General features: G+C 73.0%; 23 protein-coding genes. 17 read left to right on the top strand and 6 right to left on the bottom strand.

What is annotated here, in order from left to right:
* Window positions 1-52: 52 nt before the first annotated feature.
* The 5 genes from zapE (at window position 53) to AB0A69_RS22510 (ending at window position 4,480) form a co-directional block, all read left to right on the top strand.
* On the top strand, window positions 53-1,117 hold the full coding sequence (gene zapE, locus AB0A69_RS22530; protein WP_361424824.1) for a cell division protein ZapE: 1,065 nt from the start codon (window positions 53-55) through the stop codon (window positions 1,115-1,117).
* A gap of 41 nt (window positions 1,118-1,158) precedes the next feature.
* Window positions 1,159-1,584, top strand: a complete 426-nt coding sequence (locus tag AB0A69_RS22525; RefSeq protein ID WP_361424703.1) for an OsmC family protein — start codon at window positions 1,159-1,161, stop codon at window positions 1,582-1,584.
* A 229-nt stretch (window positions 1,585-1,813) separates the two neighbouring features.
* Window positions 1,814-3,169 carry an alkaline phosphatase PhoX gene (locus AB0A69_RS22520; RefSeq protein WP_361424700.1) on the top strand — a complete coding sequence of 452 codons (1,356 nt, stop codon included), beginning with the start codon at window positions 1,814-1,816 and terminating at the stop codon, window positions 3,167-3,169.
* Between the two features lie 94 nt (window positions 3,170-3,263).
* Window positions 3,264-4,109 (top strand): polysaccharide deacetylase family protein, encoded by an 846-nt coding sequence (locus tag AB0A69_RS22515; protein WP_361424697.1) that lies wholly within the window; start codon window positions 3,264-3,266, stop codon window positions 4,107-4,109.
* Window positions 4,110-4,213: 104 nt separating this feature from the next.
* A complete protein-coding gene (locus AB0A69_RS22510; RefSeq protein ID WP_361424694.1) occupies window positions 4,214-4,480 on the top strand; it encodes a DUF2087 domain-containing protein in 267 nt (88 codons plus the stop codon).
* A 21-nt stretch (window positions 4,481-4,501) separates the two neighbouring features.
* On the opposite strand, the gene AB0A69_RS22505 is transcribed toward AB0A69_RS22510, so the two are convergent.
* A complete protein-coding gene (locus tag AB0A69_RS22505) occupies window positions 4,502-4,720 on the bottom strand; it encodes a hypothetical protein (protein ID WP_361424691.1) in 219 nt (72 codons plus the stop codon).
* Window positions 4,721-4,749: 29 nt separating this feature from the next.
* Window positions 4,750-5,091: a hypothetical protein gene (locus AB0A69_RS22500; RefSeq protein ID WP_361424821.1), complete on the bottom strand. Its 342-nt coding sequence runs from the start codon at window positions 5,089-5,091 to the stop codon at window positions 4,750-4,752.
* Between the two features lie 111 nt (window positions 5,092-5,202).
* Between AB0A69_RS22500 and AB0A69_RS22495 the strand changes: the two genes are divergently transcribed.
* The 4 genes from AB0A69_RS22495 to AB0A69_RS22480 all read left to right on the top strand — a co-directional run bounded on the left by AB0A69_RS22495 (window position 5,203) and on the right by AB0A69_RS22480 (window position 9,165).
* Window positions 5,203-5,871, top strand: a complete 669-nt coding sequence (locus AB0A69_RS22495) for a peptidyl-tRNA hydrolase (protein WP_361424689.1) — start codon at window positions 5,203-5,205, stop codon at window positions 5,869-5,871.
* Window positions 5,872-5,937: 66 nt separating this feature from the next.
* Window positions 5,938-6,699 carry a DUF4142 domain-containing protein gene (locus AB0A69_RS22490; RefSeq protein WP_361424818.1) on the top strand — a complete coding sequence of 254 codons (762 nt, stop codon included), beginning with the start codon at window positions 5,938-5,940 and terminating at the stop codon, window positions 6,697-6,699.
* 115 nt (window positions 6,700-6,814) lie between these two features.
* Complete coding sequence (locus tag AB0A69_RS22485) at window positions 6,815-8,197, top strand: DUF692 domain-containing protein (protein WP_361424686.1); 1,383 nt, start codon at window positions 6,815-6,817, stop codon at window positions 8,195-8,197.
* 5 nt (window positions 8,198-8,202) lie between these two features.
* Entirely contained in the window at window positions 8,203-9,165 is a 963-nt protein-coding gene (locus AB0A69_RS22480) for a TIGR04222 domain-containing membrane protein (protein ID WP_361424683.1), read from the top strand.
* 125 nt (window positions 9,166-9,290) lie between these two features.
* Here the strand turns inward: AB0A69_RS22480 and hemQ are convergent, their stop codons facing one another.
* The gene (gene hemQ, locus AB0A69_RS22475) at window positions 9,291-10,004 is read right to left on the bottom strand and encodes a hydrogen peroxide-dependent heme synthase (protein ID WP_361424680.1); all 714 of its coding nucleotides are present in this window, start codon (window positions 10,002-10,004) and stop codon (window positions 9,291-9,293) included.
* A 4-nt stretch (window positions 10,005-10,008) separates the two neighbouring features.
* Window positions 10,009-11,469 (bottom strand): protoporphyrinogen oxidase, encoded by a 1,461-nt coding sequence (hemG, locus tag AB0A69_RS22470; protein ID WP_361424677.1) that lies wholly within the window; start codon window positions 11,467-11,469, stop codon window positions 10,009-10,011.
* Window positions 11,470-11,632: 163 nt separating this feature from the next.
* Between hemG and AB0A69_RS22465 the strand changes: the two genes are divergently transcribed.
* Together AB0A69_RS22465 and AB0A69_RS22460 are read left to right on the top strand one after the other, a co-directional pair.
* A complete protein-coding gene (locus AB0A69_RS22465; protein ID WP_361424674.1) occupies window positions 11,633-12,505 on the top strand; it encodes a DUF4349 domain-containing protein in 873 nt (290 codons plus the stop codon).
* A 9-nt stretch (window positions 12,506-12,514) separates the two neighbouring features.
* On the top strand, window positions 12,515-13,903 hold the full coding sequence (locus tag AB0A69_RS22460; protein ID WP_361424671.1) for an FAD-dependent oxidoreductase: 1,389 nt from the start codon (window positions 12,515-12,517) through the stop codon (window positions 13,901-13,903).
* 1 nt (window position 13,904) lies between these two features.
* On the opposite strand, the gene hemE is transcribed toward AB0A69_RS22460, so the two are convergent.
* Window positions 13,905-14,978: a uroporphyrinogen decarboxylase gene (gene hemE, locus AB0A69_RS22455; RefSeq protein ID WP_361424668.1), complete on the bottom strand. Its 1,074-nt coding sequence runs from the start codon at window positions 14,976-14,978 to the stop codon at window positions 13,905-13,907.
* A 91-nt stretch (window positions 14,979-15,069) separates the two neighbouring features.
* On the opposite strand from hemE, the gene AB0A69_RS22450 reads away from it, so the two are divergent.
* From AB0A69_RS22450 to AB0A69_RS22425, 6 genes are all read left to right on the top strand, one after another.
* Window positions 15,070-15,741 (top strand): DUF3000 domain-containing protein, encoded by a 672-nt coding sequence (locus AB0A69_RS22450; RefSeq protein ID WP_361424665.1) that lies wholly within the window; start codon window positions 15,070-15,072, stop codon window positions 15,739-15,741.
* 292 nt (window positions 15,742-16,033) lie between these two features.
* Window positions 16,034-16,693 (top strand): response regulator transcription factor, encoded by a 660-nt coding sequence (locus tag AB0A69_RS22445; protein ID WP_355364634.1) that lies wholly within the window; start codon window positions 16,034-16,036, stop codon window positions 16,691-16,693.
* Window positions 16,694-16,771: 78 nt separating this feature from the next.
* On the top strand, window positions 16,772-18,076 hold the full coding sequence (locus AB0A69_RS22440) for a ribonuclease D (protein WP_361424661.1): 1,305 nt from the start codon (window positions 16,772-16,774) through the stop codon (window positions 18,074-18,076).
* Window positions 18,077-18,276: 200 nt separating this feature from the next.
* Window positions 18,277-19,503, top strand: a complete 1,227-nt coding sequence (locus AB0A69_RS22435) for an acetyl-CoA C-acyltransferase (RefSeq protein WP_361424658.1) — start codon at window positions 18,277-18,279, stop codon at window positions 19,501-19,503.
* Complete coding sequence (locus AB0A69_RS22430) at window positions 19,500-21,629, top strand: 3-hydroxyacyl-CoA dehydrogenase NAD-binding domain-containing protein (protein ID WP_361424655.1); 2,130 nt, start codon at window positions 19,500-19,502, stop codon at window positions 21,627-21,629. Before AB0A69_RS22435 ends, AB0A69_RS22430 begins: the two co-directional genes overlap by 4 nt.
* Window positions 21,630-21,717: 88 nt before the next feature.
* Window positions 21,718-22,104: an NTP pyrophosphohydrolase gene (locus tag AB0A69_RS22425; RefSeq protein WP_361424652.1), complete on the top strand. Its 387-nt coding sequence runs from the start codon at window positions 21,718-21,720 to the stop codon at window positions 22,102-22,104.
* A 5-nt stretch (window positions 22,105-22,109) separates the two neighbouring features.
* Here AB0A69_RS22425 and AB0A69_RS22420 read toward each other — a convergent pair whose 3' ends face one another.
* Window positions 22,110-23,594 carry an amino acid permease gene (locus AB0A69_RS22420; RefSeq protein ID WP_361424649.1) on the bottom strand — a complete coding sequence of 495 codons (1,485 nt, stop codon included), beginning with the start codon at window positions 23,592-23,594 and terminating at the stop codon, window positions 22,110-22,112.
* Between the last annotated feature and the right edge of the window lie 131 nt (window positions 23,595-23,725).

The raw sequence follows: 23,725 nt of genomic DNA, 5'->3' as shown, positions 1-23,725 counted from the left end.
GTCTGACACGGCGCTTAGAGTGGGAAACGTGTCCACCAGTGCCCCCCGTGCCATGACCACCGAAGCGGCCCCGGCCCCGCTGTCCCTGTGTGCCCGCGAGCCGCACGTCCCCGCCGAGCGGCTGGTCGCCGAGATGGTGCCGCCGCCGCGGTTCGACGCGGTGCGCTTCGACACGTACATCCCCGACCCGAACCAGCCCAGCCAGACCCAGGCGGTCGAGGTGCTGAGCTCGTTCGCCGCCGGGCTGGGGGGCGCGCACGCGAGCGGCGCCGGCAAGCGCCGCTGGTTCCAGCGGAAGCCCGCCGCGCCCGCCGCGCCGCGCGGGGTGTACCTGGACGGCGGGTACGGCGTCGGCAAGACGCACCTGCTGGCCTCGCTGTGGCACGCCACGCCGGCGGAGCCGTCGCTCAAGGCCTTCGGCACCTTCGTGGAGCTGACGAACCTGGTGGGGGCGCTCGGCTTCCAGCAGACCGTCGCCACGCTCAGCGGGCACCGGCTGCTGTGCATCGACGAGTTCGAGCTGGACGACCCGGGCGACACCGTGCTCGTGTCGACGCTCCTCGGCAAGCTGGTCGAGGCGGGCGTGGCGCTGGCCGCCACGTCCAACACGCTGCCGGGCAAGCTCGGCGAGGGCCGGTTCGCCGCCGCGGACTTCCTCCGCGAGATCCAGGGCCTCTCCGCCCACTTCCGGCCGCTGCGCATCGACGGCGAGGACTACCGCCACCGCGGGCTGCCCGAGGCCCCGCCGCCGTACGCCGACGAGCAGGTGGCGAAGGCGGCGCACGCCACGCCCGGCGCTTCGCTCGACTCCTTCCCGCGCCTGCTGGAGCACCTGGCCCGGGTCCATCCGAGCCGGTACGGGGCGCTGACCGACGGCGTCGCGGCGGTCTGCCTCACCGGCGTGGAGCCGGTGCCGGACCAGTCGACGGCGCTGCGGCTGGTCGTCCTGGCCGACCGGCTGTACGACCGGGAGGTGCCGGTCCTCGCCTCCGGGCTGCCGTTCGATCAGCTGTTCAGTGACGAGATGCTGAACGGCGGGTACCGCAAGAAGTACTTCCGGGCGATCTCGCGGCTCACCGCGTTGGCGCGCGACGCGAAGCGGCTGGTGGAGCAGTAGGTTTGGGGCCAGTCGGGACCGTCCTTCCGAAGGGAACCCACATGGCCACCACGCGTCACGCGCACACCGTCTGGGAAGGCAACCTCACCGAGGGCACGGGCACCGTGTCCCTCGACTCGTCCGGCATCGGCAGCTACCCGGTCTCCTGGCCGGCCCGCGCCGAGGAGCCGAACGGCAAGACGAGCCCGGAGGAGCTCATCGCCGCCGCGCACTCCAGCTGCTTCTCGATGTTCCTCACCGGCTCCCTCACCAAGGCGGGCAACCCTCCCACCCGCCTGAACACCCAGGCCGACGTGACCTTCCAGCCCGGCAAGGGCATCACCGGCATCCACCTCACCGTGGAGGGCGAGGTGCCGGGGCTGGACGAGGCCGGCTTCGTCAAGGCCGCCGAGGAAGCGAAGGCGGGCTGCCCGGTCAGCCAGGCCCTCACGGGCACGGAGATCACCCTCACGGCGAAGCTCGCCTGACGCTCCGCCCGAGGCTCCACCTGTCTCTCCGCCCTGTCGGGCGCCTGACGGCCGCCCGACGGTCGCCTGACGCTTCCGTCCGGCTCCTCTCGTACGGATGAGGCGACGTGGCCCGCACGGCCCCCGCGGTTCACACCGTCCGTAGTGTTCACGTGTCACCAAACCGCGTGATACACACGTGCGGGTCACGTCACACCTCCTGTCGCCATCAGCAGGGAGTTGGTGCCTCATGTCCGCAACACGCCGTCAGATCCTCGCCCGTACGGGGGCGTCCGTCGCCTCCATCGCCTTCACCGGGGCCGTCTCCGAGCTCTTCGCGGGTACGGCCGCCGCCCGCGGCCACGCCGGTTACGGCCCGCTCGTACCCGATCCCGCCGGCCTGCTCGACCTGCCGAAGGGCTTCCGCTACAAGGTCCTCTCCCGCGAGGGCGGGCCGCTCGGCTCCGAGGGCCGGGTGCCGAGCAACCCCGACGGCATGGGCGCCTTCCGCGGCCCGCGCGGCCGGGTCCTGCTCGTGCGCAACCACGAGAACAGCCACAGCGGCAGGGCTCCGGTGCCGACGATAGGGGGACTGACCTACGACCCCGGGGCACGGGGCGGCTGCACGGTCATAGAGCTCGACGCACGCAACAACGTCCTCGGCGAGCGCGTCGGCGTCGCCGGCACGGCCGTCAACTGCGCGGGCGGGCCGACCCCTTGGAACACCTGGCTCACCTGCGAGGAGAACGAGTCCAAGGCGGGCACCAACGGCTACACCAAGGACCACGGCTTCATCTTCGAGGTCGACCCCGTCGACCCGCGGCGCACCGGGGCCGTCCCGCTGACCGCGATGGGCCGCTTCCAGCACGAGGCGATCGCCGTCGACCCGTACAGCGGGATCGTGTACGAGACGGAGGACGCCTTCCAGCAGCCGTTCGGCCTCTTCTACCGCTTCCTGCCGGACAAGCCGCTCGGCGGCACCGGCTCGCTGCGCGCGGGCGGCGAGCTGGAGGCGATGCGGGTGCCGGGCGTGCCGGACCTGTCCGCGATCCAGGAGACCGGGGCGGTGTTCGAGGGCATCGAGTGGGTGCCCGTACCGGACCCGCAGGCGCGCGAGACCCCCATCCGCATCCAGGACTTCGGGCGCAAGGGCATCACGCACGCCCAGAAGCTGGAGGGCTGCTACTGGGGCGGCCGGTCCGTCTACTTCGTCTCCAGCTTCGCGCGCGCCTCGCAGGGCTCGGCGGCCGACCACTACGGCCAGGTGTGGAGGTACGAGCCGCACCGGCGCCGGCTCACGCTGGTCGTCGTCTTCGGGCCGAGCACCGACCTCCAGCTGCCGGGCGAGTCGCCCGACAACATCTGCCTGGCGCCGAGCGGCGGGCTGATGGTGTGCGAGGACGGCGACGGCGGGCAGCACGTGTACGGGCTGACCAAGCACGGCGAGGTGTACCCGATGGCGCGCAACGCGCAGAACATCGGTACGCCCGAGGCGCCGGAGTGGGGCGAGTTCGCGGGCGTCACCTTCTCGCCGGACGGCGGGACGATGTACGTGAACTGCTACTCCCCGGGGACGACGTTCGCCGTCACCGGTCCGTGGCGGTGACACGGGCGCAGCGCTCCGCCCGAACCCTCCACTAATCATATAGTTTCACTATGTGATCGAACCTGTACGGTGTGCTGCCCGGAAGCTGTCGTCGGTGACCGCTCTCGCCGCTCTCGCCGCCGCTCTGACCGGCTGCGGCGGAAGCGGCTCCGGCGTCGCACACGCCCCGCCGCCTGCCGGGTCGCCGAGCGCCTCCCCGTCCCCCTCCCCCGCACGCGTCACCCCGCGTACGCCGCCGACGATGGCGCCCGGTCCCGGCGGCCTCACGCCCGTGTTCACCCGGGGACCCGCCCGGACCGAGAAGACGGTCGCCCTGACCTTCGACGCCGACATGACGGCCGGCCAGGGGCCCCGGGCGGCGCGCGGCGAGCGGTTCGACAACCCGCAGCTGATCGCCACGCTCAGGCGCCTGGAGGTCGACGCGACGATCTTCATGACGGGCCGCTGGGCCGAGCAGTACCCCGACCAGGCGAAGGCCATCGGCGCTGACCCGCGCTTCGAGGTCGCCAACCACTCCTACAGCCACTACGCCTTCAAGGCGCCCTGCTACGGGCTCCCCGCCCTGGAGGCCGGCGACGGGCGGGCCATGGCCGCCGACGTACGCCGCGCCTTCGACGCCTTCCGGGCGGCGGGCGTGCGCAACGTCGTGCCGTACTTCCGCTTCCCCGGCGGCTGCTACGACGACGACGCGCTGCGCGCCCTGGCGCCCGCGCGGGTGACCGCCGTGCAGTGGGATGTGGTCGGCGGCGACGCCTTCGCGACCGACCCGGACGCGGTGGCCGAACAGGTCCTCGCCGGTGTGCGACCGGGCTCCCTGGTGGTGCTGCACTGCACCCGCAGCGCGGCGCCCGTGACCGAACAGGCGGTCCGCACGATCGTGCCGGAGCTGCGCAGGCGCGGCTACCGGTTCGTGAAGGTGTCCGAGCTGATGGACAGGTGAAGCGGCGCCGCACGCAAAGGCGCCGCACGCAAAGGCGTCGTACGCAAAGGCGCCGCACGAAAAGGCGTTGCCCGGCCGGAGGCCCGGCTGCCAGGCTTCCGGCCATGTCCGACAACACCCACGGCGGCGTGGCCGCCCTCTTCTCGCGCGGCAGGCTGACCGCCATCCCGCGCAAGGCGGCCCGCCGCGAGCAGCTGCTCAACCACCTGACGGAAACGCTGTTCGAGCGGGACCGGGGCTACACCGAGCGCGAGGTCAACGACGCGCTGCTGACCGTCCACGAGGACTGCTCCGCCCTGCGCCGGTACCTGGTGGTGGCGGGGCTGCTGACCCGTACCAGGGACGGCGGCAGCTACCGCCGCGCCGCGTAGGACGCGGGACGCCGCCGGAGACTAGCCCGAGCAGGCGGTGCGCTCGGCCTCGCGCCACTCGCAGACCGGGCACAGCGTGATGCCCTTGGTCGACTCCGGGTACTCGGTCGGCTCCTGACACAGGACGCAGGCGGCGTACGGCCCGTCGCCGACGGAGTGGGAGCCGGCGGTGACAGCGGTGACAGGCGTGGGCCGGGTCCCACAGGATGTGGTGTCCGTGGTGTCGCTACGCCGTTCCATACCTCCCACCTTAGCCCTCGCCCATCGGGTCACCGGGAGACGTCGTAGGTCAGGTGCGTCGCGGTCGACGTCGGGATCACGCTCCGCTGCACCAGCGTGCGCGGCGCTCCGCCGGTGAACAGTGGTGTCCCGGCACCCAGCACGACGGGGGCGAGGTGCAGCGTCAGTGCGTCGACCACGTCGAAGAGCCGGCGGCCGAGGATGACGGCGCCCGAGCGGGCGGTCGCCTCGCGCAGGACCCGGCGGTCGTCGGGGTCGTCGGAGAACGCCCATGTGTGCAGGGCCTCGCCGCCGGTGCCCAGGCCGTTGTCCGGGCTGGGGCCGGGGCCGGTGACGAAGCCGTCGAGGGAGACCGAGATGTCGGCGATGATGCGTCATACCAGGGCAGACCCGATCCGCCGCCCGAACTCGTCACTCACGCACGAGTCGGGATGACCCGTTCCCCGACGAACCGCCTCCGGACCGGCTGGCACACTGTCCGGGTGACCAGCAGTGAAGCCCCCGAGTTCGCCCTCCCCCTCGTCGTCCGCATCGAGCGGGACGGTCCGCCCGCGCGTACCGACGCCCTCGAGACCGCGGCACGCGCGGTGGTCGTGATGCTCTCCGACGACCGGTCCCTGGGCGACGGCGCATGGGCCCGGGCCGTCCGGGACTGGGAGGACGCGCGGATCCGCAAGGTGGTGCGCCGGGCGCGCGGCGCGGAGTGGCGCAAGGCGTCGCAGCTGCCGGGCATCACCGTCACCCGTGGCACCGCCGAGGTGCGGGTCTTCCCGCCCGTACCGGTGGACGGCTGGCCCAAGGAGCTGGCCAAGCTGCAGGTCTCCGGCACCGAGCTGGACGACACCGGAGCACTGCCGGACGTCGGGCCGGGGCAGGTGGTGCTGTGGCTCAACCCCGGGCTGCGCATGTCGACCGGCAAGGAGATGGCCCAGGTGGGGCACGGCGCGCAGCTGCTGTGGTGGGCCCTGGACGACGCCCGGCGCAAGGCGTGGCGCGAGGCCGGTTTCCCGCTCGCGGTGCGCACCGCGGACCCCGGCCGGTGGGCGGAGCTGACCGAGAGCGGGCGGCCCGTGGTGCGGGACGCCGGGTTCACGGAGGTCGCCCCCGGCTCGTGCACGGTCGTCGCCGACTTTCCCGTACGGGTCAACTGAACGCCGCACCACCGGTATACGTACCTCCCAGTAATGCCATTCGGTTCGGGAGGCTCCACCTTGTTGTTGCGACGCATCAACGGCACGGCACTCATCATCGCGGCCCTGGTCGCCACGGTCGGCGCGCTGGCGTTCCCGGTCTGGTCGTACGCCGACCGCTCCGGCACCGGCGAGGCCAATCTCAACGCGTCGACCGTGGCCACCCAGTGGGGCCCGCTGTCGGCGACCGACCGGGACTTCCTGGTGAAGGTGCGGCTGGCCGGCCTGTGGGAGCTGCCGGCCGGCCAGCAGGCGATCGAGCGGGCGCCCAGCCAGGCCATCAAGGAGGCCGGCGACCACCTCGTCGTCGGCCACACCGATCTGGACCAGCGTGCGCGGGACGTCGCGGCGAAGCTGGGCGTGGAGCTGCCGAACCAGCCGTCGGAGCAGCAGCAGGGATGGCTGCGGGAGCTGTCGGCGGCGAGCGGCGAGGAGTACGAGCGGAAGTTCGCCAACCTGCTGCGCAACGCGCACGGCAAGGTCTTCGCGCTCGTCGCCCAGGTGCGGCACACCACCCGCAACACGCTGATACGGCAGCTCGCGAGCGACGCCAACCAGACGGTGCTGGACCACATCACGATGCTGGAAGCCACCGGCAAGGTCGACTTCGACGCGATCGCCAACGAGGCGGCGGGGCTGGCGACCGCGAGCCCGTCCGGTCCCCCGGCGCCCAACGGCAACCTGCCGCCGGCGCCGTCGCCGGCCGTGCCCTCGGGCGACCAGCAGTTCACCTCCCGGCCGTCGACGCAGCCCGGGCCGCCGACCGCGATCAACACCAACCGCCCGTGAGGCCCCTCCGGCGGGCGGAAGCTCAAATCAACCTCTGAACCTTCCCCGGGGTGGGTTGATCACTCCCCGCCGGGGCCATCACCCCTCCACGAACGTGCAGGAGGGGGACAGGGACATGACGGAACTGAGGCTGGGTACCGGCATCGGCTGGCGTCCGGAGATCGCGGACGCGGTGGCGGGACTGCCCGGGGTGGACTGGGTGGAGGTGGTCGCCGAGAACGTCTGCGCCGACCACCTCCCCGATCCGCTGCTGCGTCTGCGCGAGCGCGGGGTCACGGTCGTCCCGCACGGCGTGTCCCTCGGCCTGGGCGGCGCGGACCGCCCGGACGCCGGGCGGCTGGCGGCCCTCGCCGCCACCGCGGAGGCGCTGGGCGCGCCGCTGGTCACCGAGCACATCGCCTTCGTACGGGCCGGGGGACCCGCCGGGCCGCTGGAGGCGGGGCACCTGCTGCCGGTGCCCCGCACCTGGGACGCGCTGGACGTGCTCTGCGAGAACGTCCGCATCGCGCAGGACGCGCTGCCGGTGCCGCTGGCGCTGGAGAACATCGCGGCGCTGGTCTCCTGGCCGGGCGAGGAGCTGACGGAGGGCCGGTTCCTCGCGGAGCTGGTCGCCCGCACGGGGGTGCGGCTCCTGATCGACGTGGCCAACCTCCACACGAACCACGTCAACCGCGGCGAGGACCCCGGGAAGGCGCTGGACGAGCTCCCTGTCGAGGCGATCGCGTACGTCCACGTCGCGGGCGGCGTCGAACGGGACGGCGTCTGGCACGACACCCACGCCCACCCCGTCCCCCGCCCGGTCCTCGACATCCTCGCGGACCTGTCCTCCCGCGTCTCCCCGCCGGGCGTCCTGCTGGAGCGCGACGACGACTTCCCGCCGGCGGCGGAGCTGGCCGCGGAGCTGACGGCGATACGGGAGACGGTGCGCCTCGGGGCTGACACGGTACGGCGGGCTGCGGCGATACCGGTGGCGATACCGGTGGGTGCGGCGATATCGGCGGCGACACCGGTGGGTGCGGGCGTGGGCGCGGGCGTCGGGAGGGGCCCGCGCATCCCCGCCCCCGCCACGCCCCGCCCCCGCGAGGACGGCGCGCCCGGCGCGGCCCGCGAGCGGCTGTGGGTCGCGCAGACCGCCCTGCTGTCGGCGCTCGTCGCCGGGACGCCCGTGCCCGAGGGGTTCGACCGGGCGCGGGTGCGGGTGCAGAGCCGGGCGCTGGCGGCCAAGCGGGCCCGGGTGGTGGCCAAGCTCGCGCCCGAGGTGCCGGAGATCCTCGGCGACGGCTACCGCGCCTCGTTCGTGGAGTACGCCCTGGCCCGGCCCATGCGCGGCGGCTACCGGCGCGACGCGCTGGACTTCGTCGAGCACCTGCTCGCGGCCGACGAACCGGCCGACCCGGTCGCGCGGCGGCGGCTCACCCGGTGGTGGAAGGAGCGCGCCGGGGCGCGGCCACCGGGGCGCGTGACCCGTCTCGTCCGGTCCGTGCTGGCCCGGCGGTGAACGCCGTGGACGTCTTCGCCTACGTGATCGTCGCGACCGTCCTGGCCTCCTCCCTGGTGCTGCTGTCCGGCACTCTCGCCTCCCGGCCGCGCGGCTCCACGGGAGAGGTCCGCGACTGGGTGGAGGCCGCCTTCCTGGGCGGCGGGCCCGCGCGTGTCGTGGACAGCGCCATCGCGGCGCTCCACGCGGACGGGCGCCTGGTCGTCGCCGGGCCCGGCGTCGTCTCCGTACCGCGCCCGGTCCCCCGCGACGCGATCGAGCGCGCCGTGATCGACGCGTACCACGGGGCGCCGAGCGGCGCGCTGTACCTGGTGCGGGCGGCCGCCATGCGGCACCCGGCGGTGCAGGAGGTGGGGGACGACCTGGCCGCGCGGGGCCTGATCGTGCCGCCCGGTACCCGGCGGGTGTGGCGCAGTTGGAGCGTCGCCCAGGGGATGGTCTGTCTGCTGCTGCTCCTCGCGGGCATTCCCGTGACCCTGGTGCAGCTGATGTGGCGCCTGGTGGACGAAGACCCGCCGTTGCCGCTCATCGTCACGGTGGGCCCGGCCCTCGCCGTCGGCGGTGTCGTCGCCCTCTGGTGCGGGCGCCTCGCCGCCGCGCGGGGCACGCGTGAAGGCCGCGCGGCCCTCACCGCGTACGGCAGGGCGCACGCCCACCTCGGCGATCGGGCGCATCTGGTGGCGCTGCGCGGAGCGCGGGCGATCCCGGATCCGGGCTTCCGGGGGCAGTTGGCCGCTGCGGGCCGGATGTACGGGAGCGGTGGCTCGGGCGGCGGCTCGTCCTCGGCCGCACTGCTCGCCGACGGTACGCCGGGCGGAGCCTGGTGCGGAGGCTCCGACCCCGGGCGTTCGAGCTGTGGCTCCGGTTCCGGCTGTGGCTCCTCCACCGGATCGAGCTGCGGAAGCAGCGGCGGGTCGAGTTGCGGGAGCAGCGGCGGCTCCAGCTGCGGCGGCGGTTCGAGTTCCTAGGGGTGAAAAGGACGCCGGTGCGGCGCGCGTGACGCGCGCCGCACCCGGAGCCTGACCCGGTGTCGCTGGAGCGTCGGGCGCAGTCGCCCGCCGTCTGATCTTCCGGGTCTGTGGGGCGGCGCGGCTTACGCGAGCCCCGCCACCAGGTCCGCCACCGACTTGCGGCGGCCGGTGTAGAACGGGACCTCCTCGCGGACGTGCATCCGCGCCTCGGAGCCGCGCAGGTGGCGCATCAGGTCGACGATGCGGTACAGCTCGTCGGCCTCGAAGGCCAGGAGCCACTCGTAGTCGCCGAGCGAGAAGGAGGCGACGGTGTTGGCGCGCACGTCGGGGAAGCCGCGCGCCATCTTGCCGTGGTCGGCGAGCATGCGCCGCCGCTCCTCGTCGGGCAGCAGGTACCAGTCGTACGAGCGGACGAAGGGGTACACCGAGACGTAGGCGCGCGGCGTCTCGTCGGCGAGGAACGCCGGGATGTGCGAGCGGTTGAACTCGGCGGGGCGGTGCAGCGCCATGTTGGACCAGACCGGCTCCAGGGCGCGGCCCAGCTTGGTCCGGCGGAAGAGGTTGTACGCCTCCTGGAGCGCGTCCGAGGTCTCGGCGTGCCACCAGATCATCAGGTCGGCGTCGGCGCGCAGGCCGGAGACGTCGTACGTGCCGCGCACGGTGACGTCCTTGGCGGCGAGCTGGTCGAACAGTTCCTGGACCTCGTCGGCGTAGCCGGCGCGGTCCTCGGGCAGCACATCGCGCAGCTTGAAGACGGACCACAGGGTGTAGCGGATGACCTCGTTGAGGTCCTTCGCCTTCTTACCGGCGTTCGGGATCTTTTCGGGCGCACTCATACGGCTATTCTCGCTCGTCACTCAGGGTGCCCTGCGCCAGGGTCGGCGTGGCGGGGGTGGCGGCCAGGATTTCGTCGGCCGCGCGGTGCGCGCTCGCGATGGTCGCGGGGATGCCGACACCGTCGTACACGGCCCCGCAGACGCGCAGGGCGGGCAGTTCGGCGACGGCGTCGCGGATGCGGGCGACCCGGGCGAGGTGGCCGACGGGGTACTGCGGCAGGCCGCCGATCCAACGGGTGACCTCGCTCGCGACGGGCTTGGCGGCCAGCCCGGTGGCGGCGGCGAGGTCCCGCAGGGACGCGGAGACGAGGTCGGCGTCGTCGCGCTCCAGGTGCTCCTCCTCGCCGTACCGGCCGACGGAGGTGCGGAGCACGAGCAGGTCGCCGGCGCCCTCGTCGGTCCACTTCCACTTGCGGGTGGAGAAGGTGGACGCCTTGATGGTGCGGCCGTCGACGGGCGGCACGAGGAAGCCCGATCCCTCGGGCAGCGCGGCTTCCGCGTCGGTACGCCGGAAGGCGAGGGTGACCAGGGCCATCGACGCGTACTCGACGGCGGCGAGTTCGGCCGCGGCGGCCGGGGACTCGGCGGCGAGCAGTGCGGAGGCGGACCAGGCGGGGGTGGCGAGGACGACGGCGTCGGCATCGAGGAGGCGCCGGTCGGTGCGGATCCGCCAGCCGCCGGCGGCACCGCGGGTCAGGGCGTGCACCGGGGTGTCGGTGAGGACCTCGCCGCCCTGGGCGGTGATCGCGGCGGCGACGGCGCCGGGGAGCGTGCCGATGCCGCCCGCGATGCCCATGAACGCGGGGCCGGTCTGCTGCCGGGCGGCGCTCTGGACGGCGCGTACGGCCTCGGTGAGGGTGCGGTGGGCGCGCGCGGCCTCGAAGAGCTTCGGGACGGCGGCGCGCAGGGAGATGCGGTACGCGTCGCCCGCGTACACCCCGCCGAGGAGCGGTTCGACGAGCCGGTCGACGACCTCGCGGCCGAGGCGTTCGGCGACGTACGCGCCGACGGCGACGTCGTCGCCGAGCGCGTCGGGGTCGGTGGGCGGCAGGTCGCGCTCCCGCGCGATGCGGGCGACGCCCTCGGTGGAGAGCAGCCCGGCGAGGGCGGCGGCGTCGCCGGGGACGCCCATGACGTGGCCCTTGGGCATGGGGCGCAGGGCGTCGCGGGTCCACACGGCGGCGGTGGCGGTGGCGGGCGGCTGGAGGCGGTCGCCGAGGCCGACGGCGCGGGCGAGGTCGACCGCCTCGGGGCGGCGGGCCAGCATCGACTCGGCGCCGAGGTCGACGGGGACGCCCGCGATCTCGCCGGCGTGGAGCTTGCCGCCGAGGCGGCCGGTGGCCTCCAGCAGGGTCACGCGCCGGCCGGCGCGGGCCAGCCGGTGGGCGGCGGCGAGACCGGCGATGCCACCGCCGATGACGACCACGTGGCCGTCGGAGCCACCGTGCACTGTGTCCGCGTTCATGGTTCAACTATGGCAAACGCCGTTCCGAGTCCCGACCGTGACCGGTTCGTAAGCCGTTTCGCGGGCCGGGGAGGCAACCGGCCCGGGCGCCCCGTACGTCGAAGGGACAGCACTCATCACGGATCCTGGGGGGATCTTGCGTACACGACGACACTCCGTCGCGGTGGCGGTACTGATCGGCGCCTCGCTCGCGCTGGCCGGCTGCAGCGCCGGGGACGAGAGGAGCGCGGGCGCCGCGAAGCCGGGCGCGGCGCGCGCCGACGAGGGGGGTCAGGGCTTCACGGCCGACAAGCCCGCGGAGTCCGCCGGGTCCGGGGCGAAGGCGCCCGAGAAGGCCCCGCGGCCCCAGCACGTCATCCGCACCGCCGAGCTGACGGTGGAGGTGGCGGACGCGGCCAAGGCGCTCGCCGCGGCCCGTGCCACCGCCGCCGAGGCGGGCGGGCACGTGGCGAACGAGACGACGGAGCGCGTCGACGACGACCACGTGACCTCCCGGATCGTGCTGCGGATGCCGCAGGCCTCGTACGACTCCGTCCTCGGGAAGCTGGCGGGCGGCGGGAAGCTGCTGTCCCGCAAGGCGGAGGCGAAGGACGTCACGGAGCAGGTCGTCGACGTGGAGAGCCGGATCGCCACGCAGCGGGCGAGCGTCGCGCGGGTGCGCGCGCTCATGGACGAGGCGACCAAACTCGAGGACGTGGTGACGCTGGAGAGCGAGCTGAGCCGCCGTCAGGCGGACCTGGAGTCGCTGCTGTCCCAGCAGGCGTCGCTGAAGGACCGTACGACCATGGCCACGATCACGCTGGAGCTCACCGAGCGCGAGGACGCGGCGCGGGAGACGGACGAGGACGGCCCCGGCTTCCTGGACGCGCTGAGCGGGGGCTGGAACGCGCTGGTGACGGCCCTGACGTGGGCGGTGATCGTCCTGGCGGCGGTGGCGCCGTGGCTGGCGGTGCTGCTGGCGGCGTACGGGGTGTGGCGGTGGCTGGTGCGGCCGAGGCTGCCGAAGCGCAAGAGGCCGGACACGCCGGCGACGTAGCGTGTCGGTATGGGACGACGAGAACGACTGGTCATCATCGGCGGCGACGCGGCGGGCATGTCCGCCGCGTCGCAGGCCCGCAGGCTCAAGGGTCCGGACGAGCTGGAGATCGTCGCCTTCGAACGCGGGCACTTCACCTCGTACTCCGCGTGCGGCATTCCGTACTGGGTCGGCGGCGACGTCGACGACCGCGACCGGCTCATCGCGCGCGGCCCCGAGGAGCACCGGGCGCGCGGCATCGACGTGCGGCTGCGCCGCGAGGTGACCGAGCTGGACCCGGACAAGCGGCGGGTACGCGTACGGAACCTGCAGTCGGGCACCGACGTGTGGGAGCGGTACGACAAGTTGGTGATCGCGACGGGCGCCCGCCCGGTGCGGCCTCCGCTGCCGGGCATCGACGCTCCGGGCGTGCACGGGGTGCAGACCCTCGACGACGGTCAGGCGCTGCTGGACACCCTCACGGCGCTGAACGGCACACCGGGGCGGCGGGCCGTCGTCGTCGGCGCCGGGTACATCGGCGTGGAGATGGCGGAGGCGCTGCTCAACCGGGGCTACGAGGTGACGGTGCTGAACCGGGGCGAGCAGCCGATGTCGACGCTCGACCCGGACATGGGGCGGCTGGTGCACGAGGCGATGGACGGCCTCGGCATCACCACGGTCGGCGGCGCGGAGGTCACCAAGATCCTCACGAGTGACGACGGCCGGGTCCGGGCCGTGGCGACCGAGGACGCCGAGTACCCGGCGGACGTCGTCGTCCTCGGCATGGGCGTGGAGCCGGAGACGGGCCTCGCGCGGGCGGCGGGGCTGCCGCTCGGCGCGTACGGCGGGCTGCTGACCGACCTGTCGATGCGGGTGCGCGGCCGGGACGACATCTGGGCGGGCGGCGACTGCGTGGAGGTCCTGGACCTGGTCTCCGGCCGCGAGCGGCACATCGCGCTCGGCACCCACGCCAACAAGCACGGCCAGGTCATCGGCTCGAACGTGGCCGGCGGCTACGGCACCTTCCCGGGCGTCGTCGGTACGGCGGTGAGCAAGGTCTGCTCGCTGGAGATCGCCCGCACGGGCCTGCGGGAGCGGGACGCGGAGGCGGTGGGGCTGCGGTTCGTGGCGGTGACGGTCGAGTCGACGAGCCGCGCCGGGTACTACCCCGGCGCGGCCCCGATGACGGTGAAGATGCTCGCCGAGCGCCGCACGGGCCGGCTCCTCGGCGTCCAGATCGTCGGCCGCGAGGGCGCCGCGAAGCGGGTGGACATCGCGGCGGTGGCGCTGACCGCCCGCATGACCGTGGACCAGGTCGCCGCCCTGGACCTGGGCTACGCCCCGCCGTTCTCCCCGGTGTGGGACCCGGTCCAGGTCGCCGCCCGCAAGGCCGTGGCGGCGGTGCGGGCGGCGGGGTGAGTCAGCGCGCGGTCTGCGTGTGGACGTACTCGACCAGGCGCGTCAGGGCGTCCGGGTCGGTCGTCGGCAGGACGCCGTGGCCGAGGTTGAAGACGTGGCCCTCCAGGCCGGCCGCGGCGTCCAGCACCTCGCGGGTCTTCGCCTCGACCGCCTCGGGGGTGGAGAACAGGACCGCCGGGTCGAGGTTGCCCTGGAGCGCCTTGCCGGGGCCGACGCGGCGGGCCGCCTCGTCCAGCGGGACGCGCCAGTCGACGCCGACGACGTCGGCGCCCGCCTCGCCCATGAGGCCGAGGAGCTCGCCGGTGCCGACGCCGAAGTGGATGCGCGGGACGCCGTAGGAGGCGACGGCGTCGAAGACCTTGGTGGAGGCGGGCATCACCGAGCGGCGGTAGTCGGCGGGGGCGAGGGCGCCGACCCAGGAGTCGAAGAGCTGGACGGCGGAGGCGCCGGCCTCGATCTGCACCTTGAGGAAGGCGGCGGTGATCTCGGCGAGCCGGTCCAGCAGGTCGGCCCACAGCTCGGGGTCGCCGTACATGAGCGCCTTGGTGTGCTCGTGGTTGCGGGACGGTCCGCCCTCGACGAGGTAGCTCGCGAGGGTGAAGGGCGCGCCCGCGAAGCCGATCAGCGGGGTGGCGCCCAGCTCGCCGGTGAGCATGCCGATGGCCTCGGTGACGTACGCGACGTCGTCCGGGGTGAGGTCGCGCAGCCGGGCGAGGTCCTCGCGGCGGCGGATCGGTTCCGCGACGACCGGGCCGACACCGGGCTTGATGTCGAGGTCGATGCCGATGGCCTTGAGGGGGACGACGATGTCGCTGAAGTAGATCGCGGCGTCGACCTTGTGGCGGCGGACCGGCTGGAGGGTGATCTCGGTGACGAGCTCGGGCCGCATGCAGGACTCGAGCATCGGGATGCCCTCGCGCACCTTCAGGTACTCGGGCAGCGAGCGACCCGCCTGGCGCATGAACCACACCGGGGTGTGGGGCACGGGTTCGCGCCGGCACGCCTTGAGGAAGGCGGAATCTGCGACGGCGTTGGTCTGCGGCTGCTGGCCCGAGGGGCTGTCGATGGCACTCACGCCCAGAATCTTCGCATGCGGGCGCAAGCCGCTTCGCCGGTGCGGGTGTCCCTCCCTGCGCGAGGGGCTCCTTCCGCCTACTCTTCCCCGCATGGCTGCGGCTCAGGGACAGTTCTCCGATCACCCCGCCCACTCCGAGGGCCCCGAGGGCGTGCCGCCCGCCTTCGCGCTGGCGGTCGACGCCCTGCGCACGGCGCACGTCCGGCCGGAGGTCGAGGCGGAACCGACGCGCCCGCCGCAGCGGCTGGCCCCGTACGCGTACGCCCTGGAGGCGGCGGTCGTCGAGGGCGAGGAGGACCTGGCGGACGGGCGGCTGGTGCTGCTGCACGACCCGGCGGGGCACGACGCCTGGAAGGGCACCTTCCGGCTGGTGACGCTGGTGCGCGCGGAGCTGGAGCCGGAGATGGCCGCCGATCCGCTGCTGCCGGAGGTGTGCTGGTCGTGGCTGACGGGTGCGCTGGAGGCGCGGGGGCTCGCGTACGGGGAGGCGAGCGGGACCGTCACCCGTGCGGGGTCTCACTACTTCGGTGGACTCGCGGAACGCCGTCCGGCGACACAGATCGAGATCCGCGCCTCCTGGACGCCGCGCGAGGGGCGGGGCGGCGTGCCGGACGCGGCGGGGCACCTGACGGCCTGGTGCGACCTGCTGTGCCAGATCGCGGGGCTCCCGCCGTCGGCTCCCGGTCCGCTGGACGAGGGCGCGGGGTCGCCGGGGGCGGGCGTGGTGTCGCTGCCGCAGCGGCGTGGTCCGCAGCACCCCTGACCGTCCACGGGAGCGCTCGGGCGCGCCGTACGAGCCCTACGATGCGACGACCGGGCGACCGCGTACGGGTCCGGCGGCGCCGGAGTGCGGGGGCGCGCGACCCCGATCGCAGGGGGGCGCTCGTAGGATGATCGATCGCCCGTCCGAATTGCCCCAATTGTTACTCACCAAATCGTGATCTTCCCCTAAAGGCGGACGGGTGGGCTGCCGAAGAGGTCTGTGACCCTTCAAACACGGTTCGCCCCGGCTTTTCCCCGAGCCGGCTGTGTCCCGCACCTTCCCAGGAGGCCTGGTGTCCGTTCTCCTCGAGCAGCCCGCAAGCCTGGTCGCCTACCGCCCGAACAAGCCGACGGCCATGGTCGTCGTGGCCGACCCGCGCGTCCGCTCCACCGTGACCCGCCACTTGTGGGCACTCGGAGTGCGAGACGTCATCGAGGCGTCGTCCATCGCGGAGGCCCGTCCCCGTATCGGCAACCCGCGCGACATCTGCGTTGCCGACGTCCACCTGCCCGACGGTTCCGGGCTGACCCTGCTGTCCGAGACCCGCGCCGCCGGCTGGCCCAACGGCCTGGCCCTCTCGGCGGCGGACGACATCGGCGCCGTGCGCAACGCCCTCGCGGGCGGCGTCAAGGGCTATGTCGTCACCGGTACGCGCACCAACATCGGCCACCCCACCCGACCCGGCGCCGCCCCCATCGGCGCCGCCGCCCGGATGCACCGCCGTCCCCCCGGCGCCCCGAGCCACCCGGGCGGCTACCGCGAGCTCTCCGGCCGTGAGGTGGAGGTGCTCCGCCTCGTGGCGGAGGGGCAGTCGAACAAGGCCATCGGCGTCTCGATGGGCCTGTCCGCGCTGACCGTCAAGAGCCACCTCGCCCGTATCGCCCGCAAGCTCGGCACCGGCGACCGGGCCGGGATGGTCGCCGTGGCACTTCGTACGGGAATCATCCACTGACCGGTTCGCACCACATCCACGCCCGTCGACGGAACGTTCCGTCGGCGGGCGCTTGCCGTTCACAGATACCCTTGACAGGTGACCGACGCCCAAGAGACCGCAGCAGAGACCGTACTGCGCATCACCGGGGGCGGCCCTCCGGACGACGGCGTCGCAGACGGCGCAGTCGACGGGACGCCGATCCCCTTGCTGGTGCCCCGTGAAGGGGTGCCGCCCGTGGTGGCCGACGAGCATGCCCTCGCGCAGGTGATCGCCGCCTTCGCCGAGGGCACCGGACCCGTGGCCGTGGACGCGGAGCGCGCCTCCGGCTACCGCTACGGGCAGCGCGCCTATCTGGTGCAGCTGCGCCGCGAGGGCGCGGGCACCGCGCTGATCGACCCGGTGGGCTGCCCGGACCTGTCCGCGCTCGGCGAGGCGCTCGGCGACGCCGAGTGGATCCTGCACGCCGCGACGCAGGACCTGCCGTGCCTGCGCGAAATAGGCATGGTCCCGACCCGGCTCTTCGACACCGAGCTCGCCGGTCGGCTCGCGGGCTTCCCGCGCGTCGGCCTCGGCGCGATGGTCGAGTCGGTCCTGGGCTACGCCCTGGAGAAGGGGCACTCGGCGGTGGACTGGTCCACCCGCCCGCTGCCCGACCCCTGGCTCCGGTACGCCGCGCTGGACGTCGAGCTCCTCGTCGACCTGCGTGACGCACTGGAGAAGGAGTTGGACCGGCAGGGCAAGCTGGACTGGGCGCACCAGGAGTTCCACGCGATCGCCTCCGCCCCGCCGCCCCCGCCGCGCAAGGACCCCTGGCGCCGTACGTCCGGGATGCACAAGGTGCGGCGGCGCCGCCAGATGGCGGTCGTCCGGGAGCTGTGGACGGCCCGCGACCGGATCGCCCAGCGGCGCGACGTGTCGCCGGGCAAGGTGCTCAGCGACGCCGCGATCGTGGAGGCCGCCCTCGCCCTGCCGGCGAACGTGCACGCGCTCACCGCACTGAGCGGCTTCGGTCACCGCATGGGCCGCCGTCAGCTGGAGCAGTGGCAGGCGGCCGTCGACCGGGCCAAGGCCCTGCCGGACGCCGAGCTCCCGCAGCCCGGCCAGCCGGTGACGGGCCCGCCGCCCCCGCGCGCCTGGGCGGAGAAGGACCCGGCGGCCGCGGCCCGTCTCTCGGCCGCCCGCGCGGCGGTGTCGGCCCTCGCGGAGGAGCTGAACCTGCCTCCGGAGAACCTGATCACCCCGGACACGGTCCGCCGGGTCTGCTGGGAGCCCCCGAAGGAACCGACGCCGGACGCGGTCGCGGCCGCGCTCGCGGGCTACGGTGCGCGGCCCTGGCAGGTCGAGCAGGTGACGCCGGTGCTGGTGGCGGCGCTGGCCGGCACGAACGAGCCGCAGCAGTAGGCGTAGGAGCAGCGGAAAAGGGTGCCCCCTCCGGTCGGAGGGGGCACCCTTCTGTTGTGACCACGCAGTGTGACGTTCACCGCTCCGGGCGGGGGGACTGTGCAGCCTGGTTACTCGTAAGTAGCATGGGGGCTGCAAGCGCACGCTTAGCCGCGTCCGCAGCAGTGCAGTGCCATCCCGCACCCTGGAGGAGAGCCATCGTGCCTCGTACCGTCAGGGACGTCGTCTTCGTCGACGGCGTCCGCACCCCGTTCGGCAAGGCGGGCCCGAAGGGCATCTACCACGAGACCCGTGCCGACGATCTCGTCGTGAAGGCGATCCGGGAGCTGCTGCGCCGCAACCCGGACCTCGACCCCGCGAAGATCGACGAGGTCGCCATCGCCGCGACCACCCAGATCGGTGACCAGGGCCTGACCATCGGCCGCACGGCCGGCATCCTGGCGGGTCTGCCGCAGTCCGTGCCCGGGTACTCCATCGACCGCATGTGTGCGGGCGCCCTGACCGCCGTGACCTCGGTCGCGGGCAGCGTGGCCTTCGGCGCGTACGACGTCGCCATCGCCGGTGGCGTCGAGCACATGGGCCGCCACCCCATGGGTGAGGGCGTCGACCCGAACCCGCGCTTCGTCAGCGAGAAGCTGGTCGACGAGTCGGCCCTCTTCATGGGCATGACCGCGGAGAACCTGCACGACCGGTACCCGCACATCACCAAGCTGCGCGCCGACGAGTACGCCGTGCGCTCGCAGGAGAAGGCCGCCAAGGCGTACGCCGACGGCAAGATCCAGGCCGACCTGGTGCCGATCTCGGTGCGCCGCACCAACGCCGAGGCCGGCGAGACCGGCTGGGGCCTGGTCACCGCCGACGAGCCGATGCGCCCGGGCACCACGCTGGAGAACCTGGCCGGCCTGAAGACGCCGTTCCGTACCCACGGCCGCGTCACCGCCGGTAACGCCGCGGGCCTCAACGACGGCGCCACCGCGTCGATCATCGCGTCCGAGGACTTCGCCCGCGAGAACGGCCTGCCGGTCAAGATGCGCCTGGTCTCCTACGCCTTCGCCGGCGTCGAGCCCGAGGTCATGGGCTACGGCCCGATCCCGGCCACCGAGAAGGCACTGGCCAAGGCCGGTCTGACCATCGGCGACATCGGCCTGTTCGAGATCAACGAGGCCTTCGCCGTCCAGGTCCTGGCCTTCCTCGACCACTACGGCATCGCCGACGACGACGCCCGCGTCAACCAGTACGGCGGCGCCATCGCGTTCGGCCACCCGCTCGCCTCCTCCGGCGTACGCCTGATGACGCAGCTGGCGCGGCAGTTCGAGGAGCAGCCGGAGGTCCGTTACGGCCTCACCACCATGTGCGTCGGCTTCGGCATGGGCGCCACGGTCATCTGGGAGAACCCGAACCACAAGGACGCCGGAGGCAGCAAGTGAGCACCACCGCTGAGCTTTTGAAGGGTGCGGCCGAGCTGTTCCCGGACGAGGTCGTCACGCAGGCGCACGTACGCCACTTCGACCTGCCCTTCGGCGCGGGCACGTTCGCCCTGATCACGCTGGACAACGGCTTCGACCACACCAAGCCGACCACCTTCGGCCCGCAGTCGCTCGCCAACCTGAACGCGGCGATCGACCAGGTCGAGAAGGAGGCGTCCGAGGGCGCCATCGTCGGTGTCGGCATCACCGGCAAGCCGTTCATCTTCGCCGTCGGCGCCGACCTCAAGGGCGTCGAGCTGCTGAAGCGCCACGAGGACGCGCTCGCCATCGGCAAGGGCGGCCACGACGTCTTCAAGCGGCTGTCCGGACTGGCCGTGCCGACGTTCGCGTACTACAACGGCGCGGCGATGGGCGGCGGTGTCGAGGTCGGTCTGCACTGCACCTACCGCACCGTGTCGGCGGCCGTGCCGGCGTTCTCGCTGCCCGAGGTCTTCCTGGGCCTGGTCCCGGGCTGGGGCGGCTGCACCATCCTGCCGAACCTGATCGGCGCGGACCGCGCGGTCTCGGTCATCATCGAGAACTCGCTCAACCAGAACAAGCAGCTCAAGGGCGCTCAGGTCTACGAGCTCGGCATCGCCGACGCGATCTTCGAGGGCGCGGACTTCCTGGAGCAGTCCCTGCTGTGGACGGCCTCCGTCCTCAAGGGCGAGATCGTCGTCGAGCGCGCGGACGTCGACCGCGGCGAGGGCTGGGACCAGGCCGTCGCCCGCGGCCGGTTCATCGCCGACTCCAAGGTGCACGGCGCGGCCCCGGCCGCGTACCGCGCCCTGGACATCATCGAGGCGGCCAAGGACGGCGACCTCCAGAAGGGCTTCGACGCCGAGGACACGGCGCTCGCCGACCTCATCATGGGCGGCGAGCTGCGCTCCGGCATCTACGCCTTCAACCTGGTGCAGAAGCGCGCCAAGCGCCCGGCCGGCGCGCCGGACAAGAGCCTGGCCCGCCCGGTCACCAAGGTCGGCGTCGTCGGCGCCGGTCTGATGGCCTCCCAGCTGGCGCTGCTCTTCCTGCGCCGCCTGGAGGTGCCGGTCGTGCTGACCGACATCGACCAGGAGCGCGTCGACAAGGGCGTGGGCTACGTCCACGGCGAGATCGACAAGCTGCTCGGCAAGGGCCGCATCAACCAGGACAAGGCCAACCGCCTCAAGGGCCTGGTCTCCGGTGTCCTGGACAAGGCCGAGGGCTTCGCGGACGCGGACTTCATCATCGAGGCCGTGTTCGAGGAGATGTCGGTCAAGCAGAAGGTGTTCGCGGAGGTCGAGGCGGTCGCCCCGGCGCACGCGATCCTCGCCACCAACACCTCCTCGCTGTCCGTGTCGGAGATGGCGTCGAAGCTCCAGCACCCGGAGCGGGTCGTCGGCTTCCACTTCTTCAACCCGGTCGCGATCCTCCCGCTGCTGGAGATCGTGCGCGGCGAGAAGACGGACGACGCGTCGCTCGCCACCGCCTTCGGTGTCGCGAAGAAGCTGAAGAAGACGGCCGTGCTGACGAAGGACGCCCCGGCGTTCGTCGTCAACCGCATCCTCACCCGCTTCATGGGCGAGATCCAGAACGTCATCGACGAGGGCACCCCGGTCGCCACCGCCGAGAAGGCCATCGAGCCGCTCGGTCTGCCGATGTCCCCGCTGGTGCTGCTGGAGCTGGTCGGCCCGGCGATCGGTCTGCACGTCTCGGAGACGCTCAACCGCGCCTTCCCGGACCGCTTCAAGGTGTCCCCGAACCTCAAGGCGGTCGTCGAGGCCGGCAAGCGCGGCTTCTACGTCTACGACTCCGGCAAGCCGGAGCTGGACCCCGAGGTCGCCGCGCTGCTCAAGCAGGGCGACGTCGTCCTGACCGAGGAGCAGGTCCGCGCGCGCGTCCTGGACGCGGTGGCGCAGGAGATCGGCCTCATGCTGGAGGAGGGTGTCGTCGCCGAGGCGCAGGACATCGACCTGTGCCTGATCACCGGTGCCGGCTGGCCCTTCCACCTGGGCGGCATCACGCCGTACCTGGACCGTGAGGGCGTCTCGGAGCGCGTCAACGGCAAGCGGTTCCTGCCGCAGGGCGTGGCGAGCGTCCCGGCGTAACGCACCTGTCACGCCTCACCGCCCCGGCACCGCGCGCTCGCGGTGCCGGGGCGGTGGCGTTGTCGGCACCGGATGGGAGGCTGGGGCCATGAGCGTCTTGGTGGTCGTCGACGCGGCCAACGTGGTGGGCTCCGTCCCGGACGGCTGGTGGCGCGACCGGCGCGCCGCCGCCGAGCGGCTGCGGGACCGGCTGGTGCCGTACGCCGCGGAGGGCGTGGCCGGGCGCCCGGGGCCGGTCGAGGTCGTGCTGGCCGTGGAGGGACGGGCGCGCGGCGTGGAGTCCGTACCGGGGGTGCGGGTGGAGTCGGCGCCCGGCAGCGGGGACGACCTCATCGCCGAGCTGGCGCGCGAGGCCCGGGAAGCGGCCGGCCGGCCGTGCCTGGTGGTCACGGCCGACCGGGAGCTGCGGCGGCGGGTGGAGGCGTACGGCGCCGAGTGCGTTGGGCCCCGGGCGGTGCACGGACCGCCCTCCTGAAACCCCTAGGCGTCGCGGGTCCCCAGCGGGACCCGGCGGCCGCCGAGCCGGCTGTGGGAGCGGCTGTACAGGAAGTACACGACGATGCCGAACGCCATCCAGACGGCGAACCGGAACCACGTCTCCCCCGGCAGGTTCAGCATCAGCCACACCGACGCCGCGACCGACAGGATCGGGATGAAGGGGACCCACGGCGTGCGGAACGCCCGGTGCAGGTCGGGCCGGGTGCGGCGCAGAATGATCACGCCGAGTGCGACCACGACGAAGGCGAAGAGCGTGCCGATGTTCACCAGGGTCGCCAGCTCGTTGATGCTGGTGAAACCGGCGATGATCGCGATGAGTACGCCGAGGAGGATGGTCGGGCGGTACGGGGTGCGGAACTTCGGGTGCGTGACGGAGAAGAACCGCGGCAGCAGGCCGTCGCGGCTCATGGCGAAGAAGACCCGGGTCTGGCCGAGGAGCAGGATCAGGCACACGGTGGTGAGGCCGACGGCGGCGCCGAAGCTGATGACACCGGCGTAGAAGGGGTGTCCGGTCGCCTTGAAGGCGTCGGCGAGCGGGGCGCTCACCGACAGCCGGCTGTAGTGCTGCATGCCGGTGACGACGAGCGAGACGGCGACGTAGAGCACGGTGCAGATGAACAGCGAGCCGAGGATGCCGCGCGGCATGTCGCGCTGCGGGAGCTTGGTCTCCTCGGCGGCGGTGGCCACCACGTCGAAGCCGATGAAGGCGAAGAAGACGACGGACGCGGCGGTGAAGATGCCCATGACGCCGAAGTTCGTCGGCTCGTAACCGAAGATCGTCTGCACGAGCGGCGCGTCCCAGCCGGAGGACGCCGGCGGGGTCACCGGGTCGGGGATGAACGGCGAGTAGTTGTCCCCCACGATGAAGAACAGACCCGCGATGATCACGATCATGACCACGGTCACCTTGATGGCCACGACCAGCGCGGTGATGTTGGCGGACAGCTTCATGCCGAGCACGAGGATCGCGGTCAGGACCAGGACCAGCAGGAAGGCGAGGATGTCGAAGGTGCCGCCCGCCACGTCCGGTCCCTGCAGCGCCGCCGGCAGGTGCCAGTCCACGTTGTCCATCAGCGAGCGTACGTAGCCGGACCAGCCGACGGCCACCACGGCCGTGCCGAGGGCGAACTCGAGGACCAGGTCCCAGCCGATGATCCACGCGGGCAGCTCGCCGAGGGAGGCGTACGCGAAGGTGTACGCCGATCCGGCCACGGGGACGGTGGAGGCGAACTCGGCGTAGCAGAGGGCGGCGAGGGCGCAGACGACGCCCGCCGTGACGAACGCGAGCGCGGTGGCGGGTCCGGCGGTCTCCTTGGCCACCTTGCCGGTGAGGACGAAGATGCCGGTGCCGATGATGACGCCGACGCCGAACACGGTCAGGTCCCAGGCGGAGAGGGACTTCTTGAGCGCGTGCTCCGGCTCCTCGGTGTCCTGGATCGACTGCTCCACGCTCTTCGTCCGGAACATTCCGGTATCGCGTGACTGCTGGCCTGTGCTCACCGGCGTACCTCCGTACGTACCCATCGGCCCCTAAGGCCATGATCGGGAGGGGTACGGGGCGGCGCCCGCCGTGAGGGGCCGTTTCACACCAATGGACC

It is taken from the genome of Streptomyces sp. NPDC045431, from assembly GCF_040646655.1.
Lineage (GTDB): Bacteria > Actinomycetota > Actinomycetes > Streptomycetales > Streptomycetaceae > Streptomyces.
Note: the sequence above shows the minus strand (reverse complement) of the source record. Positions and strands in the feature narration are given on the sequence as shown.